General features: G+C 65.6%; 14 protein-coding genes. 10 read left to right on the top strand and 4 right to left on the bottom strand.

Annotation, left to right across the window (positions count from 1 at the left end):
- Positions 1-17 precede the first annotated feature (17 nt).
- On the top strand, positions 18-1,379 hold the full coding sequence (locus KP010_RS14055; RefSeq protein WP_246659771.1) for a TAXI family TRAP transporter solute-binding subunit: 1,362 nt from the start codon (positions 18-20) through the stop codon (positions 1,377-1,379).
- A 5-nt stretch (positions 1,380-1,384) separates the two neighbouring features.
- On the opposite strand, the gene KP010_RS14050 is transcribed toward KP010_RS14055, so the two are convergent.
- The gene (locus KP010_RS14050; protein ID WP_142862168.1) at positions 1,385-2,158 is read right to left on the bottom strand and encodes a Fic family protein; all 774 of its coding nucleotides are present in this window, start codon (positions 2,156-2,158) and stop codon (positions 1,385-1,387) included.
- Positions 2,159-2,365: 207 nt separating this feature from the next.
- On the opposite strand from KP010_RS14050, the gene typA reads away from it, so the two are divergent.
- Positions 2,366-4,186 (top strand): translational GTPase TypA, encoded by a 1,821-nt coding sequence (typA, locus tag KP010_RS14045; protein WP_108915261.1) that lies wholly within the window; start codon positions 2,366-2,368, stop codon positions 4,184-4,186.
- Positions 4,187-4,230: 44 nt separating this feature from the next.
- Here the strand turns inward: typA and otsA are convergent, their stop codons facing one another.
- The 3 genes from otsA to otsB are packed head-to-tail and all read right to left on the bottom strand — an operon-like array spanning position 4,231 to position 8,179.
- Positions 4,231-5,619 (bottom strand): alpha,alpha-trehalose-phosphate synthase (UDP-forming), encoded by a 1,389-nt coding sequence (gene otsA, locus KP010_RS14040; protein WP_142862167.1) that lies wholly within the window; start codon positions 5,617-5,619, stop codon positions 4,231-4,233.
- Entirely contained in the window at positions 5,616-7,433 is a 1,818-nt protein-coding gene (locus KP010_RS14035) for a glycoside hydrolase family 15 protein (protein WP_142862166.1), read from the bottom strand. The genes otsA and KP010_RS14035 overlap by 4 nt, the downstream gene beginning before the upstream one ends.
- Entirely contained in the window at positions 7,430-8,179 is a 750-nt protein-coding gene (otsB, locus tag KP010_RS14030) for a trehalose-phosphatase (RefSeq protein ID WP_142862165.1), read from the bottom strand. The genes KP010_RS14035 and otsB overlap by 4 nt, the downstream gene beginning before the upstream one ends.
- 240 nt (positions 8,180-8,419) lie before the next feature.
- Between otsB and putA the strand changes: the two genes are divergently transcribed.
- The 8 genes from putA to KP010_RS13990 all read left to right on the top strand — a co-directional run bounded on the left by putA (position 8,420) and on the right by KP010_RS13990 (position 20,341).
- Entirely contained in the window at positions 8,420-11,488 is a 3,069-nt protein-coding gene (gene putA / locus KP010_RS14025) for a bifunctional proline dehydrogenase/L-glutamate gamma-semialdehyde dehydrogenase PutA (protein WP_216280975.1), read from the top strand.
- Between the two features lie 90 nt (positions 11,489-11,578).
- Complete coding sequence (locus KP010_RS14020) at positions 11,579-12,748, top strand: isovaleryl-CoA dehydrogenase (protein ID WP_142862163.1); 1,170 nt, start codon at positions 11,579-11,581, stop codon at positions 12,746-12,748.
- Positions 12,749-12,787: 39 nt separating this feature from the next.
- Positions 12,788-14,395, top strand: coding sequence for a carboxyl transferase domain-containing protein (locus tag KP010_RS14015; protein WP_142862162.1), 1,608 nt, complete (start codon positions 12,788-12,790; stop codon positions 14,393-14,395).
- An 8-nt stretch (positions 14,396-14,403) separates the two neighbouring features.
- Positions 14,404-15,210: an enoyl-CoA hydratase-related protein gene (locus tag KP010_RS14010; protein WP_142862161.1), complete on the top strand. Its 807-nt coding sequence runs from the start codon at positions 14,404-14,406 to the stop codon at positions 15,208-15,210.
- The gene (locus tag KP010_RS14005) at positions 15,200-17,185 is read left to right on the top strand and encodes a biotin carboxylase N-terminal domain-containing protein (RefSeq protein WP_216280974.1); all 1,986 of its coding nucleotides are present in this window, start codon (positions 15,200-15,202) and stop codon (positions 17,183-17,185) included. Before KP010_RS14010 ends, KP010_RS14005 begins: the two co-directional genes overlap by 11 nt.
- Positions 17,182-18,102, top strand: coding sequence for a hydroxymethylglutaryl-CoA lyase (locus KP010_RS14000; protein WP_142862159.1), 921 nt, complete (start codon positions 17,182-17,184; stop codon positions 18,100-18,102). Before KP010_RS14005 ends, KP010_RS14000 begins: the two co-directional genes overlap by 4 nt.
- Positions 18,099-19,148: an enoyl-CoA hydratase/isomerase family protein gene (locus KP010_RS13995; RefSeq protein ID WP_142862158.1), complete on the top strand. Its 1,050-nt coding sequence runs from the start codon at positions 18,099-18,101 to the stop codon at positions 19,146-19,148. The genes KP010_RS14000 and KP010_RS13995 overlap by 4 nt, the downstream gene beginning before the upstream one ends.
- Entirely contained in the window at positions 19,145-20,341 is a 1,197-nt protein-coding gene (locus KP010_RS13990; protein WP_142862157.1) for an acetyl-CoA C-acyltransferase, read from the top strand. The genes KP010_RS13995 and KP010_RS13990 overlap by 4 nt, the downstream gene beginning before the upstream one ends.
- Positions 20,342-20,343 lie beyond the last annotated feature (2 nt).

Genomic DNA, 20,343 nt, shown 5'->3' with positions numbered 1-20,343 from the left:
CAACCGAGGCTGATCCCATGCTGCGAACCATTCTCGCGGCGCTGATCGTCTGCCTCGCCCTCGTCGGCGGGGTGGCGACTGCGCTCCATCTCTACAACCGTCCGGCGGAGCTGCGCGTCGCCGTCGTTCAAGGGACGCAGGATTTCCGCCTGCTGACCGCGGCGGCGCAGACTTTCTCCCATCAGCACGAGCCGGTGCGGCTGAAGGTCATGCCGGTCGCCGATTCCGCCGCTGCGGCGACAGCGCTGGAGCAAGGCGCGGCCGAGCTGGCGGTGGCGCGCAGCGATGCGCTGCCGCCCTCGGCGCAGGCGATCGTCGTGCTCCATCGCAACGCCGCCGTGCTGGTCGCGCCGGGCGGCTCCAAGATCAAGCGCGTCGCCGATCTGCGCGGCAAGACGATCGGCGTCGTCCAGGAGATCGCCGGCGCGCGCGGCAATGTCCGGCTGCTCGAGACAATCCTGGCTCAATATGACATTTCCGAGCAGGGATTTGCGACAGTCACGCTACAGCCGGCGGAGGTCGAGGCGGCGCTCCGGGCGCAAAAGATCGACGCCGTCTTTCTGGTCGCTATTCCGCAGATCGGTCCGGCCAGCGACATCATCCGCAAGATCGCCGCGAGCGGAGCCAAGGGCAAGCCGCCGGTCTTTCTCGCGGTGGCGGAGGCGAAGGCGATCGCCAAGCGCTATCCGACGCTCGAGCCGACCGAGATCGTCCATGGCGCCTTCGGCGGCGATCCGCCCCGGCCGGACCAGGCGCTGGAGACCACCAGCGTCGCCGTGCTGCTGGTGGCGCGGCCGTCGCTCCAGGGAAGCGTCGCCGGCGAGGCGACGCGCGCCTTTCTCACCAGCCGCTCGGCCATCGCCGCTCTCGCGCCGCTCGCCAATAATATGGAGGCGCCCGCCACCGACAAGGATTCGGTCGTGCCGGCGCATCAGGGCGTGATCGATTTCATCGACGGCGAGGAACGCGGTTTCTTCGACAAATACAGCGACTTCTTCTATCTCGGCGCGATGCTGGCCTCGCTCGTCGGCTCGGCCGCGGCGGCGCTCGCCAGCCGCGTGCGGACAAAGACGCACGAGCATTCCGAACGGCTGATCGAGCGCCTGCTGGAAATTCTGCCCGCAGCCCGCGCGGCGCAGGATTTCGCCGAGCTCGACGATTATGAGCGCGAGCTGGACCAGGCGCTGGTCTGCTCCGTCGCCGATCTCCGCCTGCGCCATATGGACGGAACCTCGCTGCATGTGGTGTCGCTGGCGCTGGATCAGGCCCGTCTCGCCATACAGGATCGTCGCCGCGCACTGTGCGAGGCGAAGGGGGAGACCGCGAAGGGGGAGGTCGCCGCCTTTCCGGCGCTGCGGAAGATTCCGGCGGCGGAATAGGCGCGTCAGCCCTCGGGAGGATCGCCTTCCGGCGGAAGCGCCTCCTCCAGCACGCCGATATATTCGGCCAAAGTCGCGTCGAGCCGCTCGCACATGAACGTCCGATAGGGAATGGCGTCGTCGGCGAGCGAGGCGCGCTCGAGGCTGTCCAGATAGGTTTTGCGATCCTCCGGCCGCACCGAGACCGGAGGAAAGCCGCTGCGAATGAGCAGCAGATTCATCAGCAGTCGCGCCGTTCGGCCATTGCCGTCCGCGAAGGGATGAATCGCGGTCAGCCGGAAATGCGCCTCGAAGGCCGTGAGCGGCTCGGCGGCGGCCGCCGACAACAGCCATGCGCCGAACTGCTCCATCAATTGCGGAATCTTCGCCGGATTGGGAAAAGTCACGGCCGAGCCGGCGATACGGCGAGGATTGCGGCTGTAGATTCCGGCGATGCCCGGCTGGCTTCGCGCCACGATCCGCCGATGCAGCTCGCACACCGTATCCTCGCCGACGAGACCGCTCTCGGCCGCCAGCTCGCGCATCCAGAGCAGGGCGTCGTAATGGTCGACCGCCTCGAGATGCTCGCGAAGCGACTTGCCGCCGACGGTGACGCCATGCTCGACGACCTCGGCGGTCTCTCGCAGCGTCAGCGTGTTTCCCTCTATGGCGTTGGACGAGTAGGTGAGCTCGACGTCATAGTGCTTTTGGAGCTGAGCGACCGCATCGGCCCGCAACGGACGCAGCCGATCGAGCCGGGCCTTTTTTCTCGCAATGCTGTCAAAGAGATCGCCAGCCATGCGAATCTCATATCAGATAATTGAAATCACGTCATGTTTCACGAAAGCCCGAACCGGTCTGGCGCGGTTCCGTCCCCCTGCCGCCACGCTTCCCATTCGCGTCGCGCTCCTGTATGAGATGCCGCACTGCAAAAAGCCGCGGTCCGCCTCGCGCCCGAAAGGAGCGCCGGGCCGCGCTTCGCCCGCGAACCGATCGGCCATAATCCCATGAAGCTGCGCAACATCGCCATCATCGCCCACGTCGACCACGGCAAGACGACGCTCGTCGACCAGCTGCTCCGGCAATCGGGCGCCTTCCGCGAGAACCAGCGCGTCGCCGAGCGGGTGATGGACAGCAACGACCTCGAGAAAGAGCGCGGCATCACCATCATGGCCAAGGCGACCTCGATCGCCTGGAAGGACACGCGCATCAATATCGTCGACACCCCCGGCCACGCCGATTTCGGCGGCGAGGTGGAGCGCATCCTCTCCATGGTGGACGGCGCCATCGTGCTGGTGGACGCGGCCGAAGGGCCGATGCCGCAGACCAAATTCGTCGTCGGCAAGGCGCTGAAAATCGGCCTCAAACCGATCGTGGCCATCAACAAGGTCGACAAGCCCGACGCCCGCATCAGCGAGGTGGTGAATGAGGTGTTCGACCTCTTCGCCGCGCTGGACGCCACCGACGAGCAGCTCGATTTCCCGATCATCTACGGCTCCGCCAAGCAGGGCTGGATGGCTGAGGAGCCGACCGGCCCGCAGGACGGCATGGCTCCGCTGTTCGATCTCGTCATCGAGCATGTGCCCGAGCCCAAGATCGAAGAGGGCGGCTTCCGAATGCTCGGCACGCTGCTCGAGGCGAACCCCTATCTCGGGCGCATCATCACCGGCCGCGTCTTCGCCGGCAGCGTGAAGCCCAATCAGGCGGTGAAGGTGCTGGACCGCTCCGGCAAGGTCGTCGAGCAGGGCCGCGTCTCCAAGATTCTCGCCTTCCGCGGCATCGAGCGCCAGCCGATCGACGAGGCGGAGGCGGGCGATATCGTCGCCATCGCCGGCCTCGAGAAATATAACGTCGCCGACACGCTCTGCGCGCTCGAGGTCAATGAGCCGCTGCAGGCCCAGCCGATCGACCCGCCGACCCTCTCCATGACCTTCCTCGTCAATGATTCGCCGCTCGCCGGCACCGAGGGCGACAAGGTCACGAGCCGCATGATCCGCGCCCGCCTGTTCAAGGAGGCCGAGGGCAATGTGGCGCTCCGCGTCGAGGATTCGCCCGGCGGCGAGAGCTTCATCGTCTCCGGCCGCGGCGAATTGCAGCTCGCCATTCTGATCGAGACCATGCGCCGCGAGGGCTTCGAGCTCGGCGTCTCCCGCCCCAAGGTCGTGTTCCAGAAGGATGAGGCCGGCGAGATATTGGAGCCGATCGAGGAGGTCGTGATCGACGTCGACGAGGAGCATTCCGGCGTCGTCGTGCAGAAAATGTCCGAGCGCAAGGCCGAGATGATCGAGATGCGCCCCTCCGGCGGCAATCGCCTGCGTCTCGTCTTCCACGCGCCGACGCGCGGCCTCATCGGCTATCAGGGCGAGCTGCTCACCGACACGCGCGGCACGGCGATCATGAACCGCCTGTTCCACGAATATGCGGCCTATAAGGGCGAGATCGCCGGACGCCGCAATGGCGTGCTGATCTCCAATGAGCAGGGCGAGGCCGTGGCCTACGCCATGTGGAAGCTCGAGGATCGCGGCCCGATGATGATCGAGCCGGGATGGAAGGTCTATCGCGGCATGATCGTCGGCGAGCATACGCGCGACAACGACCTCGAGATCAACGTCCTCAAGGGCAAGCAGCTGACCAACATCCGCGCCGCCGGCAAGGACGAGGCCGTGCGCCTCACCCCGCCGATCAAGATGACGCTGGAGAAGGCGCTGGCCTATATCGAGGACGACGAGCTGGTGGAGATCACGCCCAAGTCGATCCGCCTGCGCAAGACCTATCTCGATCCCAATGAGCGCAAGCGCGCGCGCGGCAAGACCGCCGCTATAGCGTAAATCTCGACGCGCGCTTCCTTCTCCCGCCTGCGGGAGAAGGAAGCTCACGCCGCCAGCGGCAGCCGGCAGGCGCTGAGCGCGCGCAAAAATCCATCCATCCAATTATAGGAATCATGCTTGCGCACGCGCGCGAGCAGCGCCGCATGGCGCTCCTTGCGTTCGCCGAGCGGCATCACGATCGCCTTTTGCATCGCATTGGCGACCTCGTCCGCGTCGTAAGGATTGACGATCAGCGCCTCTTGCAGCTCCTCCGCCGCGCCGGCGAAGCGCGACAGCACCAGCACGCCCGGATTCTCCGCATCCTGCGCGACGACATATTCCTTGGCGACGAGATTCATGCCGTCGCGCAGAGGCGTCACCAGCCCCACTTGTGAGCCGCGATAGAGCGCCGCCAGCGTGTCGCGATCGACGCGACGATGCAGATAGCGCACCGGCGTCCAGTCGAAATCGCCGAACTGCCCGTTGATCTCGCCCGACAAGGCCTCCAGCTCGTGACGTATGTCGGCATAGGCCTGCACATCCTCGCGCGTCGGCGGCGCGATCTGCATCAGCGTCACCGCCTTGCAATTCTGCGGATAGATTTCGAGCAGGCGCTTGAAGGAACGCAGCCGATCCGGAAGGCCCTTGGTGTAGTCGAGCCGATCGACGCCGATGACATTTATGCGCGGCTCGCCGGCGCGATGCAGGCGCTCGATGCGCTTCGCCGCGCTCGGGCTCTCGGCCATAGCGGCAAAAGAATCGACATCTATGCCGACAGGAAAGACAGACGCCGTCACCGTCTTGCCGCCGACGCGCACGAGATCGGGCGTCAGCATCTCGCCCTGCATGAAGTCGCACATGAAGCGCAAGAAATTGGCTTGGTCCGTCTTGGTCTGAAAGCCCACGAGATCATATTCGACGAGCGCGCTCATCAGCCATTCGTGCTCCGGCATGGCGCAGAGCACATCCGGCGGCGGAAATGGAATATGCAGAAAGAAACCGATGCGATTGGCGACGCCGCGCTCGCGCAGAGCGGCGCCGAGCGGAATGAAATGATAATCGTGCACCCAGACGAGATCATTGCTCATCAGCATGGGCGCGAGCTTTTCCGCGAAGCGATCGTTGACCCGGCGATAGCCGTCGATCGCCTCTTGCGTGAAGCGCGCGAGATCGAGCCGGTAATGATGCACGGGCCATAGCGCCGCATTGGCGAAGCCGAGATAATAATCGCGATAGTCGCGCTCGGTGAGCGGCATTGTGGCGAGCGTCAGCTCGTCGAATTTGACGCGCGATACGTCGATCTCGGCGTCGTCCGGCACGATTTCGCCATTCCAGCCGAACCATACGCCGCCGCGCTTGCGCAGCGCGTCGAGAATGCATACGGCGAGCCCGCCGGCGGCATGGCTGCAGCCGGGCTCGGCGACGCGATTGGAGACGACGACGAGGCGTTTCATATGGCTTTCTCCCAAGAACGCGACAGCCTCATGGCGCAGTTGATGACGCCGACCATGGAATAGGTCTGCGGATAGTTTCCCCAGGCTTCGCCGGTTTTGACGTCTATGTCCTCGGACATCATGCCGAGCCGGTTGCGTTGCGCGAGCAGCGCCTCGAAATAGTCGCGCGCCTCCTCGCGGCGCCCCATGCGCGCGAGCGCGTCGATGCGCCAGAAGGAGCAGGTGGTGAAGGCGGTCGTCGGCTCGCCGAAATCATCGGCCGCCTCATAGCGCATCATATGCGCGCCGCGACCGAGCGCCGATTCGATCTGCTCGAGCGTCGAAACCATGCGCGGATCATTGGGATCGATGAAGCCGACCTCGGTCATCAGCAAAACGCCGGCGTCGAGATACTCGCCGTCGAGCGATTCGACGAAGGCCTGACGCTTTTGCGACCAGGCCCGCTCGAGAATCACCTGCTTGATGCGTTCGGCCTCCTGCCGCCAATCGCGGGCGCGCTCCGGCTCGCCGATGTAATCGGCGATGCGCGCGAGGCGATCGGCCGCCGCCCAGCACATGAGACTCGACGTCGTGTGAATGCGCGCGCGCGAACGCAGCTCCCACATGCCGGCGTCGGGCTTGTCGTAGCAGGCGAGCGCCTGCCGGCCCATATCCTCGAGCCGCAGGAAATCCATGCGCGTCGGCGGCGACATCAGGCGCCGATCGAGAAAGGCCTGCGCGACGCCGAGGATCACATTGCCATAAGAATCGTGCTGAAAATGCTGATACGCCTGATTGCCGACGCGCACTGGCCCCATGCCGCGATAGCCGGGCAGATTGGGAATGATGCGCTCGGTGAGCTCCGATTCGAGGCCGAGCCCATAGACCGGCTGAATATGCGAGCCGGCCGCCGAAGCGACGATATTCATCAGCCAATCGAAATAATTCTCCATCTTGCGCATCGCCGCCATGCGATTGAGCGCGCGCACGACGAAGTAGGCGTCGCGCACCCAGCAATAGCGATAATCCCAATTGCGCTGCGTGCCCGGCGCCTCGGGAATGCTCGTCGTCAGCGCGGCGACGATGGCGCCGGTTCCTTCATAGGTGCAGAGCTTCAGCGTGATCGCGGCGCGCAGCACCGCGCTCTGCCATTCGAACGGAATCGCCAGCCGATGCACCCAGCGGCGCCAATAGTCGCGCGTGCGCTCCTCGAAATTGCGCGCCGTATGCGCGATGCCCTCGTGCAATGTCTCGTCCGGGCCGAGCAGGAGATCGACAGGGCTGCTCAGATTGAACAGCGTCTCCTCGCGCACATAATCGAGCGGCGCATTGGTGGTGAGCCGCAGAACCGAATGCGGGCCGACATAACGAATGTGATGCGAACCGAAGGTGAGGCTGGGAAGAGCCGCGCCATAATCGTAGCGCGGCCGCAGCCGAATACGAATGCGGGGCGTGCCGGAGACCGGCGTGAGCCGGCGGATCAGCATGTTGGGATGATAGAGACGATCGCGCCAGAAGAAGCGCGGCGCAAAATCGGTGACGCGCACCGAGCCCTGCTTGCCATGCAGCACCGTCTCGAGCACCGCCGTGTTGCCGCAATAATCCTGCTCGCTGTGAACCCGATCCTCGAGATCTATCGCGAAGAAGCCGCCATCCTCCATGTCGGGTGGCGAGCCGAGCAGGCTGTGGAACACGGGATCGCCGTCGAAGCGCGGCAGGCAGCACCACACGACGCTCGCGTCGCGATCGATCAGCGCGGCGAAGGAGCAATTGCCGACGACGCCGAGCTCTAGATCGCTGACCTTGCGCTCCTGCTGCTGCTGCGCATCGCTCATCGCGCCCGCTCCGCTTCCGCCACGCGCGCGAGCTCGGCGAGCCAGCGATGCAATTCGTGCAGATCCGCCGCTCTATAATGCGCCAGAGTGGCGCTTCTCCCCACTTTGATGGAGACGCCGCCGCGCGCATTGACGACGCCGAAGCCGACCTCGTCCGTCACGTCGTCGCCGGCGAAGATCGGCACGCGTCCGCGAAACGGCTCTTCCTTCAGAAATGCCTCGATCACGTCGCCTTTGTCGCCGCCCTGCGCGCGAATCTCGAAAACTTTCTTTCCGGGCAGGACCTCGAGCTCGGGATGATCGCGCACGGCGCGCTCCGCAATGGCGCGGCATCTCGCCTCCAGTTCCGGGCGAAGGCGATAGTGGAGAGCGACCGCGCCGGTCTTGCGCTCGACGATGACGCCGGCGTCGCCGACGACATCCGCTTCTATCGCGCGAATGACGCGCTCGAGATCGACGCATACGTCGCCGCTCCGATGCAGGCGCCCCGCTGCGTCTCGGCGTTGCAATCCATGCACGCCGGCCACCGGGAGCCGAAGCGGGCTGAGCAGAGCGTCGATGACGGCGATGTCGCGGCCTGAGACCACAGCGAGAGCGTCGCCGGCGGCGCGCCGCAATGCGCCGAGAAGCGCGATGGTCGACGCTTCGACTCGCACGGCCTCCGGTCGCTCGGCGATTTCGGCGACCGTGCCGTCGAGATCGAGAAACAGCGCGAAACGGCCGATATCATCGACTTTGGGCAACATCGATCGAGCGTCTCCCTCCGGCCGCATCTTGCCGCGGCGACCCGTCATGCACATTTCGGATGTGAGGGAACAGCGACGTTCGCGCCGATTCGCGCTCTCGCGTTCGTTCCCGCCCTCGCTTGTGAAACAACTATGGACGACTTCGACGTTTTCAATGACGCTGCCACAGCGATGTAACGGCGACGCTCGCGCCTCCTTTTCGCGAGCCGGGCCGCTGGACATGTGTCGGGACGGAGCCAGATGCCGCGACTGAAGCCGTTTTGTGCGCCTTGGTTTCCCGCCGATGAGGAGATCGCGGCGGCGCTCCTGTCCGCGCCTTTCGATGTCGAGCGCAGCGCGCGCGCCGAGCCGCTGGCGCAGCGCCTGCTCGCGGCCGTGCGCGCGCCCGAGGGAATCGGCCATATCGAGCGGCTGATGCAAGAATATTCGCTGTCGACCCGCGAGGGCGTGGCGCTGATGGCGCTCGCCGAATCGCTGCTGCGCGTGCCCGACGATTCGACTCTCGATCGTCTCATCGCCGACAAGCTCGCCGCCGGCGCATTCGATCGTCACGCGCCCGTCTCCGACGCGCTGCTCGTGCAGGCGACCGCCTTCGCGCTCGGCGTCTCGACGAAGATTTTCGCTGCGGATGAGACGCCGCGCAGCCTCGTCGCGCAAGCGGCCCGGCGGCTCGGCGCGCCGGCGCTGCGCAGCGCCGCCCGACAGGCCATGCGACTGATGGGCGATCATTTCGTTCTCGGCGAGACGATCGAGGAGGCGCTCGCCAACGCATCCGCCGACTCGCGCTGGCGCTACTCGTTCGACATGCTCGGGGAAGGCGCGCGCAGCGCCGCGGACGCCGAGCGCTATTTCCAGTCCTATGCTTCGGCGATCACAGCCATAGGCGCGAAGGCCGGCGCGCGCCCTCTTCCCGACCGGCCCGGCGTCTCGGTCAAGCTCTCTGCTCTGCATCCGCGCTTCGAGCCATTGTCGCAGGAGCGCGTGCTGCGCGAGCTCACGCCCCGTCTGCTCGAGCTCGCGCGCCTCGCCAAGATTCACGATCTCGCCTTCACGATCGACGCAGAGGAGGCCGAACGTCTCGAGCTGTCGCTCGACGTGATAGACGCCGTCGTCGCCGACCCCTCGCTCGCCGGCTGGGATGGCTTCGGCCTCGCCATCCAGGCCTATCAAAAGCGCGCCGCCGCCGTGATCGATCATATCGAAGCGCTGGCGGAGGCGCATGACAGGCGCTTCATGATCCGCCTCGTCAAAGGCGCCTATTGGGACACGGAGATCAAACGCGCGCAAGAACGCGGGCTCGCAGACTATCCGGTGTTCACGCGCAAGGCGATGACCGATCTGAACTACGCCGCCTGCGCCGACCGCCTGCTCGCAGCGCCGCGCATTTTTCCACAATTCGCGACGCATAATGCGCTGACCATCGCGACGATCGTCGAGAGCGCCCGCGATCCGTCGACCTATGAATTCCAGCGCCTGCATGGAATGGGCGCGGAGCTCTACGCGGCGCTGCTCGACGAAGAGAAGCGCGCACGCTGCCGCGTTTACGCGCCGGTCGGCCCGCATCGCGATCTGCTCGCCTATCTCGTGCGACGCCTCATCGAGAACGGCGCCAATTCCTCCTTTGTCGCGCGGGCCGCCGACGCCGCGACGCCGCAGAGCGAATTGCTCGCGCCGCCGCGCATGATCATCGGCGACGCTATGCGCGCTCGTCATTCTCGTCTGCCGCTCCCCGCCGATCTCTATCGGCCGCTGCGCGCCAATTCCAAAGGCGTCGAATTCGGCGATCGTCGAGCGTGCGCCGCTCTGCTGGCGGAGCGCGACGCCGAGCGAAACCGTCTGCGCGCAGCGACGCCGTCATATGGAAAAAGCGGCGTCGCTCCGCGTGATCTGCGATCGCCGATCGACGCCGCGCTCATCGGCTCCGTCGTCGAAGCAGATGCGCAGACCGCGCGCGACGCCATGGTTGCCGCCGCTCGCGCCTTTCCCGCATGGGAAGCGACGCCCGTAGAAACGCGCGCCGACATTATCGAGCGCACCGCCGATTTCATCGAGGCGCGACGCGGGCTCTTCATCGCCCTGCTGCAGGACGAAGGCGGCAAGACGCTCGACGACGCATTGGCGGAAGTGCGCGAGGCCGCCGATCTCTGCCGCTACTATGCGGGACAGGCCCGCCGCCTCTGTGAAGACGAGAGCCTCCCCGGCCCCACCGGCGAAGACAATCGCCTGCGCCGACGTGGGCGCGGCGTTTTCGTCTGCATCTCGCCGTGGAATTTTCCGCTGGCGATTTTTGTCGGCCAGATCGCGGCGGCGCTCGTCGCCGGCAACGCCGCGGTCGCCAAGCCCGCCGAGCAAACGCCGCTCGTCGCGCGGGAAGCCATCGCGCTTCTGCATCAGGTCGGCGTTCCGCGAGAGGCGCTTCATTGTCTCCCCGGCGACGGCGCGCTCGGCGCCGCGCTCGTCGATGACGCCAATGTCGCCGGCGTCGTCTTCACCGGTTCGACCGCAGCCGCGCATTCCATTCATCGCGCGCTCGCAGCGTCGGTCGGGCCGATCGTTCCATTCATCGCCGAAACCGGCGGCGTCAACGCCATGATCGTCGATTCGACGGCTCTGCTCGAGCAAGTCGTCGACGACGTCATCGCTTCCGCCTTCCGCTCCGCCGGTCAACGCTGCTCGGCGCTGCGGCTTCTCTGCCTCCAGAAGGATATAGCGGAGGATGCGCTCGCAATGCTGATCGGCGCGACGAGAGAGCTTCACATCGGCGATCCGCGCGATCCATCGACCCACATCGGGCCGGTCATCGACGACACAGCGAAAGCGCAGCTCTGCGCCTATCTCGCGCAGCGCCATGCGGAGGGGCGCGTGCTCTATGCCGGCGCGGCGCCGGAGAGCGGCAGCTTCGTCGCGCCGCATATTGTGAGGCTCGATCGCGCCAGCGATCTCCGCGAGGAGATTTTCGGCCCCATTCTCCATGTCGCGACATGGCGCGCGCAAAAAGACGAGGATTTTCTAACGCTGGTCGAAGACATTGCGGCCAATGGATTCGGCCTCACAATGGGCCTGCATACGCGCATAGAGACGCGCATTCGCGCGCTCGCCGAGGCGACGCCCGCCGGCAATCTCTACGTCAATCGCAATATGATCGGCGCCGTCGTGGGCAGTCAGCCTTTCGGCGGATCCCGCATGAGCGGCACCGGGCCCAAAGCCGGAGGCTCCGACTATCTGCGCCGCTTCCTGCGCGAAGAGACTGTGACCATCAACACCGCCTCCTTCGGCGGCGACGCGCGGCTGCTGGCGATGAAGGAATGACGCAAATCGACTCCCGCCCGCGTTCTCGGTCTTGAAACCACGCGCCGGCGCCAAATATACGCCCCTATCGCGTCCGGAGGCTCGGGACCGATGCGTCACTGGATTCCTTCGCTCGATTTCGCGCTCGGCGAAACCGCCGATATGTTGCGCGACCAGGTCGAATCTTTCGCAGCGCGAGAAATCGCGCCGCGCGCCGCGACAATCGATCGCGAGAATGATTTCCCTTCCGATCTCTGGCGCAAAATGGGCGCCCTCGGCCTGCTCGGCGTAACCGTCGAGGAGGACTATGGCGGCGCCGGCCTCGGCTATCTCGAGCATGTCGTCATAATGGAGGAGCTGAGCCGCGCTTCCGCTTCCGTCGGCCTCTCCTATGGCGCCCATTCCAATCTTTGCGTCAATCAGCTGCGCCGCAATGGAACGCGCGAGCAGAAGCGCCGCTATTTACCGAAGCTCGTCTCCGGCGAGCACATCGGCGCCCTCGCAATGTCCGAGCCCGGCGCCGGCTCGGATGTCGTGAATATGTCGATGCGCGCCGAAAAGCGCGGCGATCGCTATGTGCTGAACGGCGACAAGATGTGGGTGACGAATGGTCCCAACGCCGATGTCGTGATCGTCTATGGCAAGACCGACCCCGGCGCCGGCGCGCATGGCATAACGGCTTTCATCATCGAAAAAGGCTTCAAGGGATTCGAACGCGCACAAAAGCTCGACAAGCTCGGAATGCGCGGCTCCAACACATGCGAATTGCTGTTCTCCGATTGCGAGGCGCCGGAAGAAAATGTCCTCGGCCTGCCCGAGCGCGGCGTGAATGTGCTGATGAGCGGGCTCGATTACGAGCGCGCCGTGCTCGCCGGCGGCCCCATCGGCATCATGCGCGCCTGCCTCGACATCGTTGTCCCCTATGTGCATGACCGCAAGCAGTTCGGCCAGCCGATCGGCGAATTCCAGATCATGCAGGCCAAGCTCGCCGATATGTATACGACGCTCAACGCCGCGCGCGCCTATGTCTACGCCGTTGCGCGCGCCTGCGACCGTGGACGCACCACCCGCAAGGACGCCGCCGGCGCCATTCTCTTCGCCGCAGAGAGCGCGACGCGCATGGCGCTGGAAGCCATTCAATGCCTCGGCGGCAATGGCTATATCAACGATTATCCCACCGGCCGGCTGCTACGCGACGCCAAGCTCTATGAGATCGGCGCCGGCACCAGCGAAATTCGTCGCATGTTGATCGGTCGTGAGCTCTTCAGCGAGACTGCGTGAAGCTTCGCGGCGGCGTTCGTCGCGACGAGAGAATTGCCAATGCCCGTTTTAGAAACACGATTGGACACGAGCTCCGCGGAATTCGCGGCCAATGCGCAGGCGATGCGCGACCTCGTCGCAGATTTGCGCGCCGAGGCCGCGCGCATCGCCGAGGGCGGCGGCGCGACGGCGCGCGAAAAGCATGTCGCCCGTGGCAAGATGACGGCGCGCGAGCGCATAGACGCGCTCGTCGATCCGATGTCGCCCTTTCTGGAGATCGGCCAATTCGCCGCCTATGATCTCTATGATGGAGAGGCGCCATGCGCGGGCGTCGTCGCGGGCGTCGGACGCATTCGCGCGCGCGCCTGCATGATCGTCGCCAATGACGCGACGGTGAAGGGCGGCGCCTATTTTCCGCTGACCGTGAAAAAGCACCTGCGCGCGCAGGAGATCGCCGCGCAGAACCGGCTTCCCTGCCTCTATCTCGTCGACTCGGGCGGCGCCAATCTCCCACGCCAGGACGAAGTATTTCCCGATCGCGAGCACTTCGGCCGCATCTTCTACAATCAAGCGCAAATGTCGGCGTCCGGCATCGCGCAAATCGCCATCGTCATGGGCTCCTGCACCGCCGGCGGCGCCTATATGCCCGCCATGTCCGACGAGTCGATCATCGTGCGCGACACCGGAGCCATCTTCCTCGCCGGGCCGCATCTGGTGCGCGCGGCGACCGGCGAAATCGTCAGCGCCGAAGATCTCGGCGGCGCCCGTGTCCATACGCGCCAATCCGGCGTCGCCGATCATTATGCGGAAAACGACGCCCATGCCCTCGGCCTCGCGCGAATGATCGTCGCCGATCTCGGCGCGCCGCCGCAGTCTTCGCTCCAGCGCGACGCGCCGCGCGAACCGCTCTATGACGCAACGGAAATCTACGGACTCGTTCCCGCCGATCGCCGCCGGCAATATGATGCGCGCGAGCTCATCGCACGGCTCGTCGACGCCAGCGAATTCGACGAATTCAAGAAGCTCTATGGCGAAACGCTCGTCGCCGGCTTCGCGCATATTTGCGGCTATCGCATCGGCGTGCTCGCCAACAATGGCGTATTATTCGCCGAGAGCGCGCTCAAAGGCGCACATTTCATCGAGCTCTGCGCGCAACGCGGCATCCCGCTCCTATTCTTGCAAAACATCACCGGCTTCATGGTCGGCCGCGATTACGAAGCGCGCGGCATCGCCAAGGACGGCGCAAAGCTGGTCACGGCGGTGGCGACCGCAGCCGTGCCGAAATTCACCGTTATCGTCGGCGGCAGCTACGGCGCCGGAAATTACGCAATGTGCGGCCGCGCCTATAGTCCTCGCTTTCTGTGGAGCTGGCCCAATGCGCGCATCTCCGTCATGGGCGGAGAACAAGCCGCGGAAGTCCTCACACGCGTGCGCAGCGACAGCTACGCCGCCAAGGGGCTCGACTGGCCACAGTCGGAGCATGACGCTTACCGAGCGCATATCCGCGAACAATATGAGCGACAAGGCCATCCCTATTATGCGAGCGCGCGTCTTTGGGACGATGGCGTCATCGACCCGCTCGACACGCGCCGCGTGCTCGCGCTCTGTCTCGCAGCGGCGTCCAATGCGCCTCTCGAAGCGACGCGTTTCGGCCTGTTTCGCATGTGAGGCCCGGCATGTCCTTTATCGCTTCATCACTCGATTCCCGCGGCGTGGCGACGCTGACGCTCACGCGGCCGGAACGTCGCAACGCCTTGAACTACACAATGACGACGCAGCTCGTCGCAGCTCTGGAGCACGCCGCGCATGACGCCGAGACGCGCTTGCTCGTGCTCGCTGGCGCAGGCGCGGCCTTTTGCGCGGGCGGCGACATAGAATGGATGAAGCACGTCGCCGAAGACACGTCACAGGCCAATGAAGACGACGCGCTTCTGCTGGCGCGCGCGATGCACACGCTCGACTCTCTGCCCAAGCCGACGATCGCCCGCGTCCATGGCGCCGCCTATGGCGGCGGCGTTGGGCTCGTCGCCTGCTGCGATATCGCTTTGGCCGCCGATACCGCGAGCTTTTGCCTGAGCGAGGTGCGGATCGGCCTCACGCCCTCGGTCATTGGCCCTTATGTTCAGCGCGCGATCGGCGCGCGCCAGGCGCGGCGCTATTTCCTCACCGCAGAGACGATCCCTGCCGCTCATGCGCGCGCGCTCGGTCTCGTTCACGAGATCGCGCCGATCGAGGAGATCGATGCGCGCGTCGCACGAATAACGGAAGCACTATTGCTGGGCGCGCCGGGCGCCCAAGCGGAGGCGAAGGCTTCGACCGCATTGTTCGGCGATGTCGCGATCGATGACGCGCTGATGCGCGCCACCGCGAAACGAATCGCCGCCCGGCGCGCGTCTCCCGAAGGACAGGAAGGCCTCGCGGCCTTTCTGGAGAAGCGCCCGCCCTCTTGGCGAAGAGATCGGAACGTCGACGATGTTTCGTAAAATCCTCATCGCCAATCGCGGCGAAATCGCCTGCCGGATCATCGCCACCGCCGAACGCTTGGGCGTTTCGACGACGGCCGTCTATTCGGACGTCGACCGGCATATGCTTCATGTGGCGCGCGCGGATGAAGCCTATCCGCTGGGGGCAGCGCCTGCGCGCGAGAGCTATCTCTCGATCGAGAAAATCCTCGCTGTCGCGCAATCTGCGGGCGTCGAGGCCGTGCACCCCGGCTATGGCTTTCTGTCGGAAAATGCGCAATTCGCCGAGCGCTGCATCGAGGCCGGCCTCGTCTTCATCGGGCCGACGCCTCTAGCCATACGCCTCATGGGCTCCAAGGCGCAGGCGCGCTTGACGATGGAGCGCGCCGGCGTGCCGATCGTCCCCGGCTTTCATGACTCGCAGGACACGGCCAGTCTCGTCGAGGCGGCGGCGCGCATCGGCTATCCTGTTCTCGTCAAAGCCTCGGCCGGCGGCGGCGGCAAAGCGATGCGGCTCGTCGCCACGGCGAGCGAACTGCGCGGGGCGATAGAGAGCGCGCGACGCGAGGCGGCTTCCGCATTCGGCGACGACTCCTTGCTGATCGAAAAGGCGCTCGAGGCGCGTCATGTCGAAGTGCAAATCTTCGGCGATGCGCATGGCGGCCTCGTGGCGTTCCCGGAGCGCGACTGCTCGATCCAGCGCCGTCACCAGAAGATCATAGAGGAGACGCCCGCACCGGGGCTCTCGACCGAGCTGCGGTCTGCGCTGCGCGAGGCCGCCCTCGCCGCCGGCCGCGCCGTCGCTTACATCGGCGCAGGGACGATCGAGTTCCTCGTCATGGGCGAGAGCTTCTATTTTCTCGAGATGAATACGCGGCTGCAAGTCGAGCATCCGATAACCGAAATGATTTCGGGAGTCGATCTCGTCGAATGGCAATTGCGGGTGGCAGCCGGCGAGCCTCTGCCGGCGACGCAGGAGAAGATCGCGCTTCAGGGACATGCGATCGAAGCGCGACTCTATGCGGAAACGCCGGCGCAGGATTTTCTTCCCTCCGTCGGCCGGCTCGATCACTGGCGTACGGCGCGCGAAACCATTTCGATTCGTGTGGAGACGGGCGTGCGCGAGGGCGACGTCGTCACGCCCTTCTACGATCCGCTGCTCGCCAAAATCGTCGCGCAGGGAACGGATCGCGACGCAGCGCGCAGGAGTCTGCTCGCGGCCTTGCGCGCCTGCGAGATCGTCGGCGTGAGCACCAATAAGCTCCTGCTGCGCGCGATTCTCGACAGCGAAGCCTATGAAGCGGCGCGCATCGATACGCAATTTCTGCCGCGCCACCTCGATCTGATCCTCGCGGGAGAAGAGGCCTTGGATGAAGAAGCCGAGACCATCGTCGTTTCCGCAGGGGCCGCGGCCTGGCTCGCCGCTCTTCGCGCAGAATCTGGCGATACGACGCCATGGGATGCGACCGACGGCTGGCGCCTCAATGGCGCGGCGCGGCAGAAGCTCTGCTTTCGGCTCGGCGATCGCGACATTGCAGTCGCGCTCGCGCCGCTGGCGCTGGGCGCCTTTCGGCTCGAGACGCCGAAATCGCATGTCCTCGTCGAATATGAGACGAACCAGCGCCGCATGAGCCTGCGCGTCGACGGTGTCGAGCGAAAGCTCTCTATCATCGAAGGCAGGCAAGGCTTCGTCGTCATATCGGATGGACGAAATTTCGAGCTGTCGGTCGTCGATCCGCTCGCGCCGCCGCGCGCGCAGAGCGAAGCCGACGCGGAGCTCACGGCTCCGCTGCCGGGGCGCGTCACCGGTCTCTATGTGGGCGTCGGCGAAAGCGTGAAGAAGGGCGCCCAGCTGCTGACACTCGAGGCGATGAAGATGGAGATATCATTGTCCGCGCCGCGCGACGGGCGCATATCCTCAATTCGTCCGGCGGTCGGCGACATGGTGAAGCAGGGCGAAGCGCTGGTCGTCTTCGCCGAAGGGAAAGCGACATGACCATTCCAAAGCGCGTGCGCATCGTCGAGGTCGGCCCGCGCGATGGGCTGCAAAACGAAAGCGCGATCGTTTCCGTGGAGGCCAAGGTCGCTTTGATCGAGAAGCTCGCCGCCGCGGGGCTTCGCAATATAGAGGCTGGGAGCTTCGTCTCGGCGCAGCGCGTTCCGCAAATGGCGGATACCAAAACCGTGCTCGCGCGGCTGCGGCCGCCGCCGCATGTGCATTTGTCCGTTCTCGTTCCCAATATGCGCGGGCTAGAGGAGGCCATCGCCTGCGGCGTGCGCGGCGTCGCCGTTTTCGCCGCCGCGAGCGAGAGCTTCTCGAAGCAGAATATCGGCTGCTCCATCGCCGAGAGCCTTTCGCGCTATGCGCCGGTGGTCGAAGCAGCGAATGGCGCCGGGCTCGAGGTGCGCGGCTATATATCCTGCGCGCTCGGCTGTCCTTACGAAGGCGATGTCGCCCCGCGCGCCGTCGCCACGCTGGCGCGCGATCTCTGTGCGCTCGGCTGCCATGAGATTTCGCTCGGCGACACGATCGGCGTCGGCGCGCCGCTACAGGCGCGCCGATTGTTGGAAGAGGTCGGCCGCGATATTCGAATGTCGCAGATCGCCGTGCATTTCCATGACAGCTACGGCCAGGCGCTCGCCAATATTTTCGCATCGCTGGAGATGGGCGTCGCGGCCATCGACTCTTCTGTCGCAGGCCTCGGCGGCTGTCCATTCGCGCCCGGCGCGAGCGGCAATGTCGCAACCGAGGATGTCGTCTATATGCTGGAGCGCTCCGGCATAGAGACCGGCGTCGATCTCGCCGCGCTCATCGACGCCGGCGTCTTCATTTGCGAAAGGCTCGGCCGGACGACCCGCAGCCGCGCCGCGCTCGCGCTGCTGGAAAAGCGGCGCAAGGACGGCGTCGGATGAATGATATTCTCGTCGTGCGCGCGCGCAATGTCGGCTCGATCGCGCTGAATCGGCCCAAGGCTCTCAACAGCCTGACGCTCGACATGGTCCGAGAGTTCAGACGCGCGCTCGATTCATTCGGCGCGGATCGCGAGATCGTCGCAGTGGTGGCGACGGGCGAAGGCCAACGCGGCTTTTGCGCGGGCGGCGACATACGCGCGCTCTATGAGCTGCGCAGCGACGCGCGCGACCTCTATCAGACATTCTGGCGGGAAGAATATGAGCTGAACGCGCGCATCGCCGCCTTTCCCAAGCCTTATGTCGCGGTGATGGACGGAATCGTCATGGGCGGCGGCGTCGGTCTTTCCGCGCATGGAAATTTGCGTATCGTGACCGAGCGCACACGGCTCGCCATGCCGGAAACAGGCATAGGCTTCATTCCCGATGTCGGCGGCTCCTGGCTGCTCACGCGCAATGGCGGCGTCGGTCGCTTCATGGCGCTGTCGGGTGAGACGGTCGGTCCGCATGATGCGATTTTCGCCGGCCTCGCCGACGTGCTCGTCGATTCGGCGTCGCTGCCCGAGCTGCTCGCGCTCCTGCGCGAGATAGGCGACGCCGAGGAGGCGCGGCCGCTGCTGGCGCGCTTTGCGAAATCGAGCGGCTTCGGCGCTCTGTCGCGGCGCGAAGCGCTGCTGCGCCGCGTGATGGCGCATTCGAGCGTCGAGCGCATCATCGCCGCGCTGAAGATGGAGGGTTCCGATTTCGCGCGCGAAGCGGCGGCGACGATCTCTAAGCGCTCGCCGACGGCGCTGAAAGCGACGCTGCAGCTGCTGCGCCGCGCCGCCGAAGCTCCCTCTCTCGAGACATGTCTGCGCCAGGAGTTTCGGACCGCTTGCAATATGCTGTCGACGCATGATCTCTTCGAGGGAATACGCGCCGCCGTCATCGACAAGGACCGCGATCCGCATTGGTCGCCAGCGACGCTCGCGGAAGTGGACGAGGCTTCGGTGAAGGCTCTGCTCGACGGCGGCGCGGCGCCGGAGCTCGCGTTTAGGAGCTGGACATGACGACGAGCGAGAGCACGGATCCCGTCGTCGTCATCGGCGCGGCGCGCACGCCGATCGGCGCGATGCTCGGCGAATTGAAGAGCCTCGAGGCGCCGCAACTCGGCGCTGCCGCTATTCGCGCGGCCGTTGCGCGCGCCGATGCGCCGACAGATCAGATCGACGATGTGCTGATGGGCTGCGTGCTCTCGGCGGGTCTCGGCCAGGCGCCGGCGCGTCAGGCGTCGCTCGCCGCCGGTCTGCCGGAGGCGGCGGGCTGCGTGACGATCAACAAAATGTGCGGCTCCGGCATGAAGGCGGTCGCGCTCGCGCATGATCAATTGCTGGCCGGCAGCGCGCACGCGATCGTCGCCGGCGGCATGGAGAGCATGAGCAATGCGCCTTATCTTCTCGCGCGCGTGCGCGAGGGCTATCGCATGGGTCATAAGAAGCTCGTCGATCATATGTTTCTCGACGGGCTCGAGGACGCCTATGACAAAGGTCGGCCGATGGGCGATTTCGCCGAGGATTGCGCGACGACACATCAATTCACGCGTCTGATGCAGGACGATTATGCGATGCTCTCGCTGACGCGCGCGCAGCAGGCGGCGCGCGAGGGCGCTTTCGATTGGGAGATGGCGCCGATCGAAACGCAGGGTCGCGCGACGGCGACGATCGCGCGCGATGAATTGCCGGCAAAGGCGAAGATCGAGTCGATCGCCGATTTGAAGCCGGCGTTTCGCGATGGCGGCACGGTGACGGCCGCCAATTCCAGCGCCATTTCCGACGGCGCCGCCGCTCTGGTGCTGATGCGGCGCAGCCGCGCCGAGCGCGCCGGCCTCACGCCGCTCGCGATCATCCGCGCCCATGCGACTCATGCCGGGCCGCCCAATCTTTTTCCGACAGCGCCGATCCTCGCCATGCGCAAGCTCGCCGAGCGGGCCGGCTGGCCGCTCGCGAGCGTCGATCTCTTCGAGATCAACGAAGCTTTCGCTGTTGTCGTGATGGCCGCCATGCGCGAGCTCGGCCTGCCGCGCGAGAAAGTGAATGTGCATGGCGGCGCCTGCGCGCTCGGCCATCCGATCGGCGCCTCGGGCGCGCGCATCGTGGTCACGCTGCTGGCGGCGCTGCGCAAATATGGGCTGCGGCGCGGCGTCGCCGCACTCTGCATCGGCGGCGGCGAGGCGATCGCGCTGGCGATAGAAGCGGTGAATTGACG

It is taken from the genome of Methylosinus sp. KRF6 (assembly GCF_018887255.1).
Lineage (GTDB): Bacteria > Pseudomonadota > Alphaproteobacteria > Rhizobiales > Beijerinckiaceae > Methylosinus > Methylosinus sporium.
This window is presented reverse-complemented; position numbering and strand designations above follow the sequence as displayed.

Bases quoted from the DNA above. Each gene is read 5' to 3' on its own strand.
- KP010_RS14035 (WP_142862166.1), bottom strand. From the start codon at position 7,433: ATGAGCGATGCGCAGCAGCAGCAGGAGCGCAAGGTCAGCGATCTAGAG.
- KP010_RS13990 (WP_142862157.1), top strand. From the start codon at position 19,145: ATGACGACGAGCGAGAGCACGGATCCCGTCGTCGTCATCGGCGCGGCG.
- KP010_RS14015 (WP_142862162.1), top strand. From the start codon at position 12,788: ATGCCCGTTTTAGAAACACGATTGGACACGAGCTCCGCGGAATTCGCG.
- putA (WP_216280975.1), top strand. From the start codon at position 8,420: ATGCCGCGACTGAAGCCGTTTTGTGCGCCTTGGTTTCCCGCCGATGAG.
- KP010_RS14055 (WP_246659771.1), top strand. From the start codon at position 18: ATGCTGCGAACCATTCTCGCGGCGCTGATCGTCTGCCTCGCCCTCGTC.
- KP010_RS14005 (WP_216280974.1), top strand. From the start codon at position 15,200: ATGTTTCGTAAAATCCTCATCGCCAATCGCGGCGAAATCGCCTGCCGG.
- KP010_RS14020 (WP_142862163.1), top strand. From the start codon at position 11,579: ATGCGTCACTGGATTCCTTCGCTCGATTTCGCGCTCGGCGAAACCGCC.
- otsB (WP_142862165.1), bottom strand. From the start codon at position 8,179: ATGTTGCCCAAAGTCGATGATATCGGCCGTTTCGCGCTGTTTCTCGAT.
- otsA (WP_142862167.1), bottom strand. From the start codon at position 5,619: ATGAAACGCCTCGTCGTCGTCTCCAATCGCGTCGCCGAGCCCGGCTGC.
- KP010_RS13995 (WP_142862158.1), top strand. From the start codon at position 18,099: ATGAATGATATTCTCGTCGTGCGCGCGCGCAATGTCGGCTCGATCGCG.
- typA (WP_108915261.1), top strand. From the start codon at position 2,366: ATGAAGCTGCGCAACATCGCCATCATCGCCCACGTCGACCACGGCAAG.
- KP010_RS14000 (WP_142862159.1), top strand. From the start codon at position 17,182: ATGACCATTCCAAAGCGCGTGCGCATCGTCGAGGTCGGCCCGCGCGAT.
- KP010_RS14010 (WP_142862161.1), top strand. From the start codon at position 14,404: ATGTCCTTTATCGCTTCATCACTCGATTCCCGCGGCGTGGCGACGCTG.
- KP010_RS14050 (WP_142862168.1), bottom strand. From the start codon at position 2,158: ATGGCTGGCGATCTCTTTGACAGCATTGCGAGAAAAAAGGCCCGGCTC.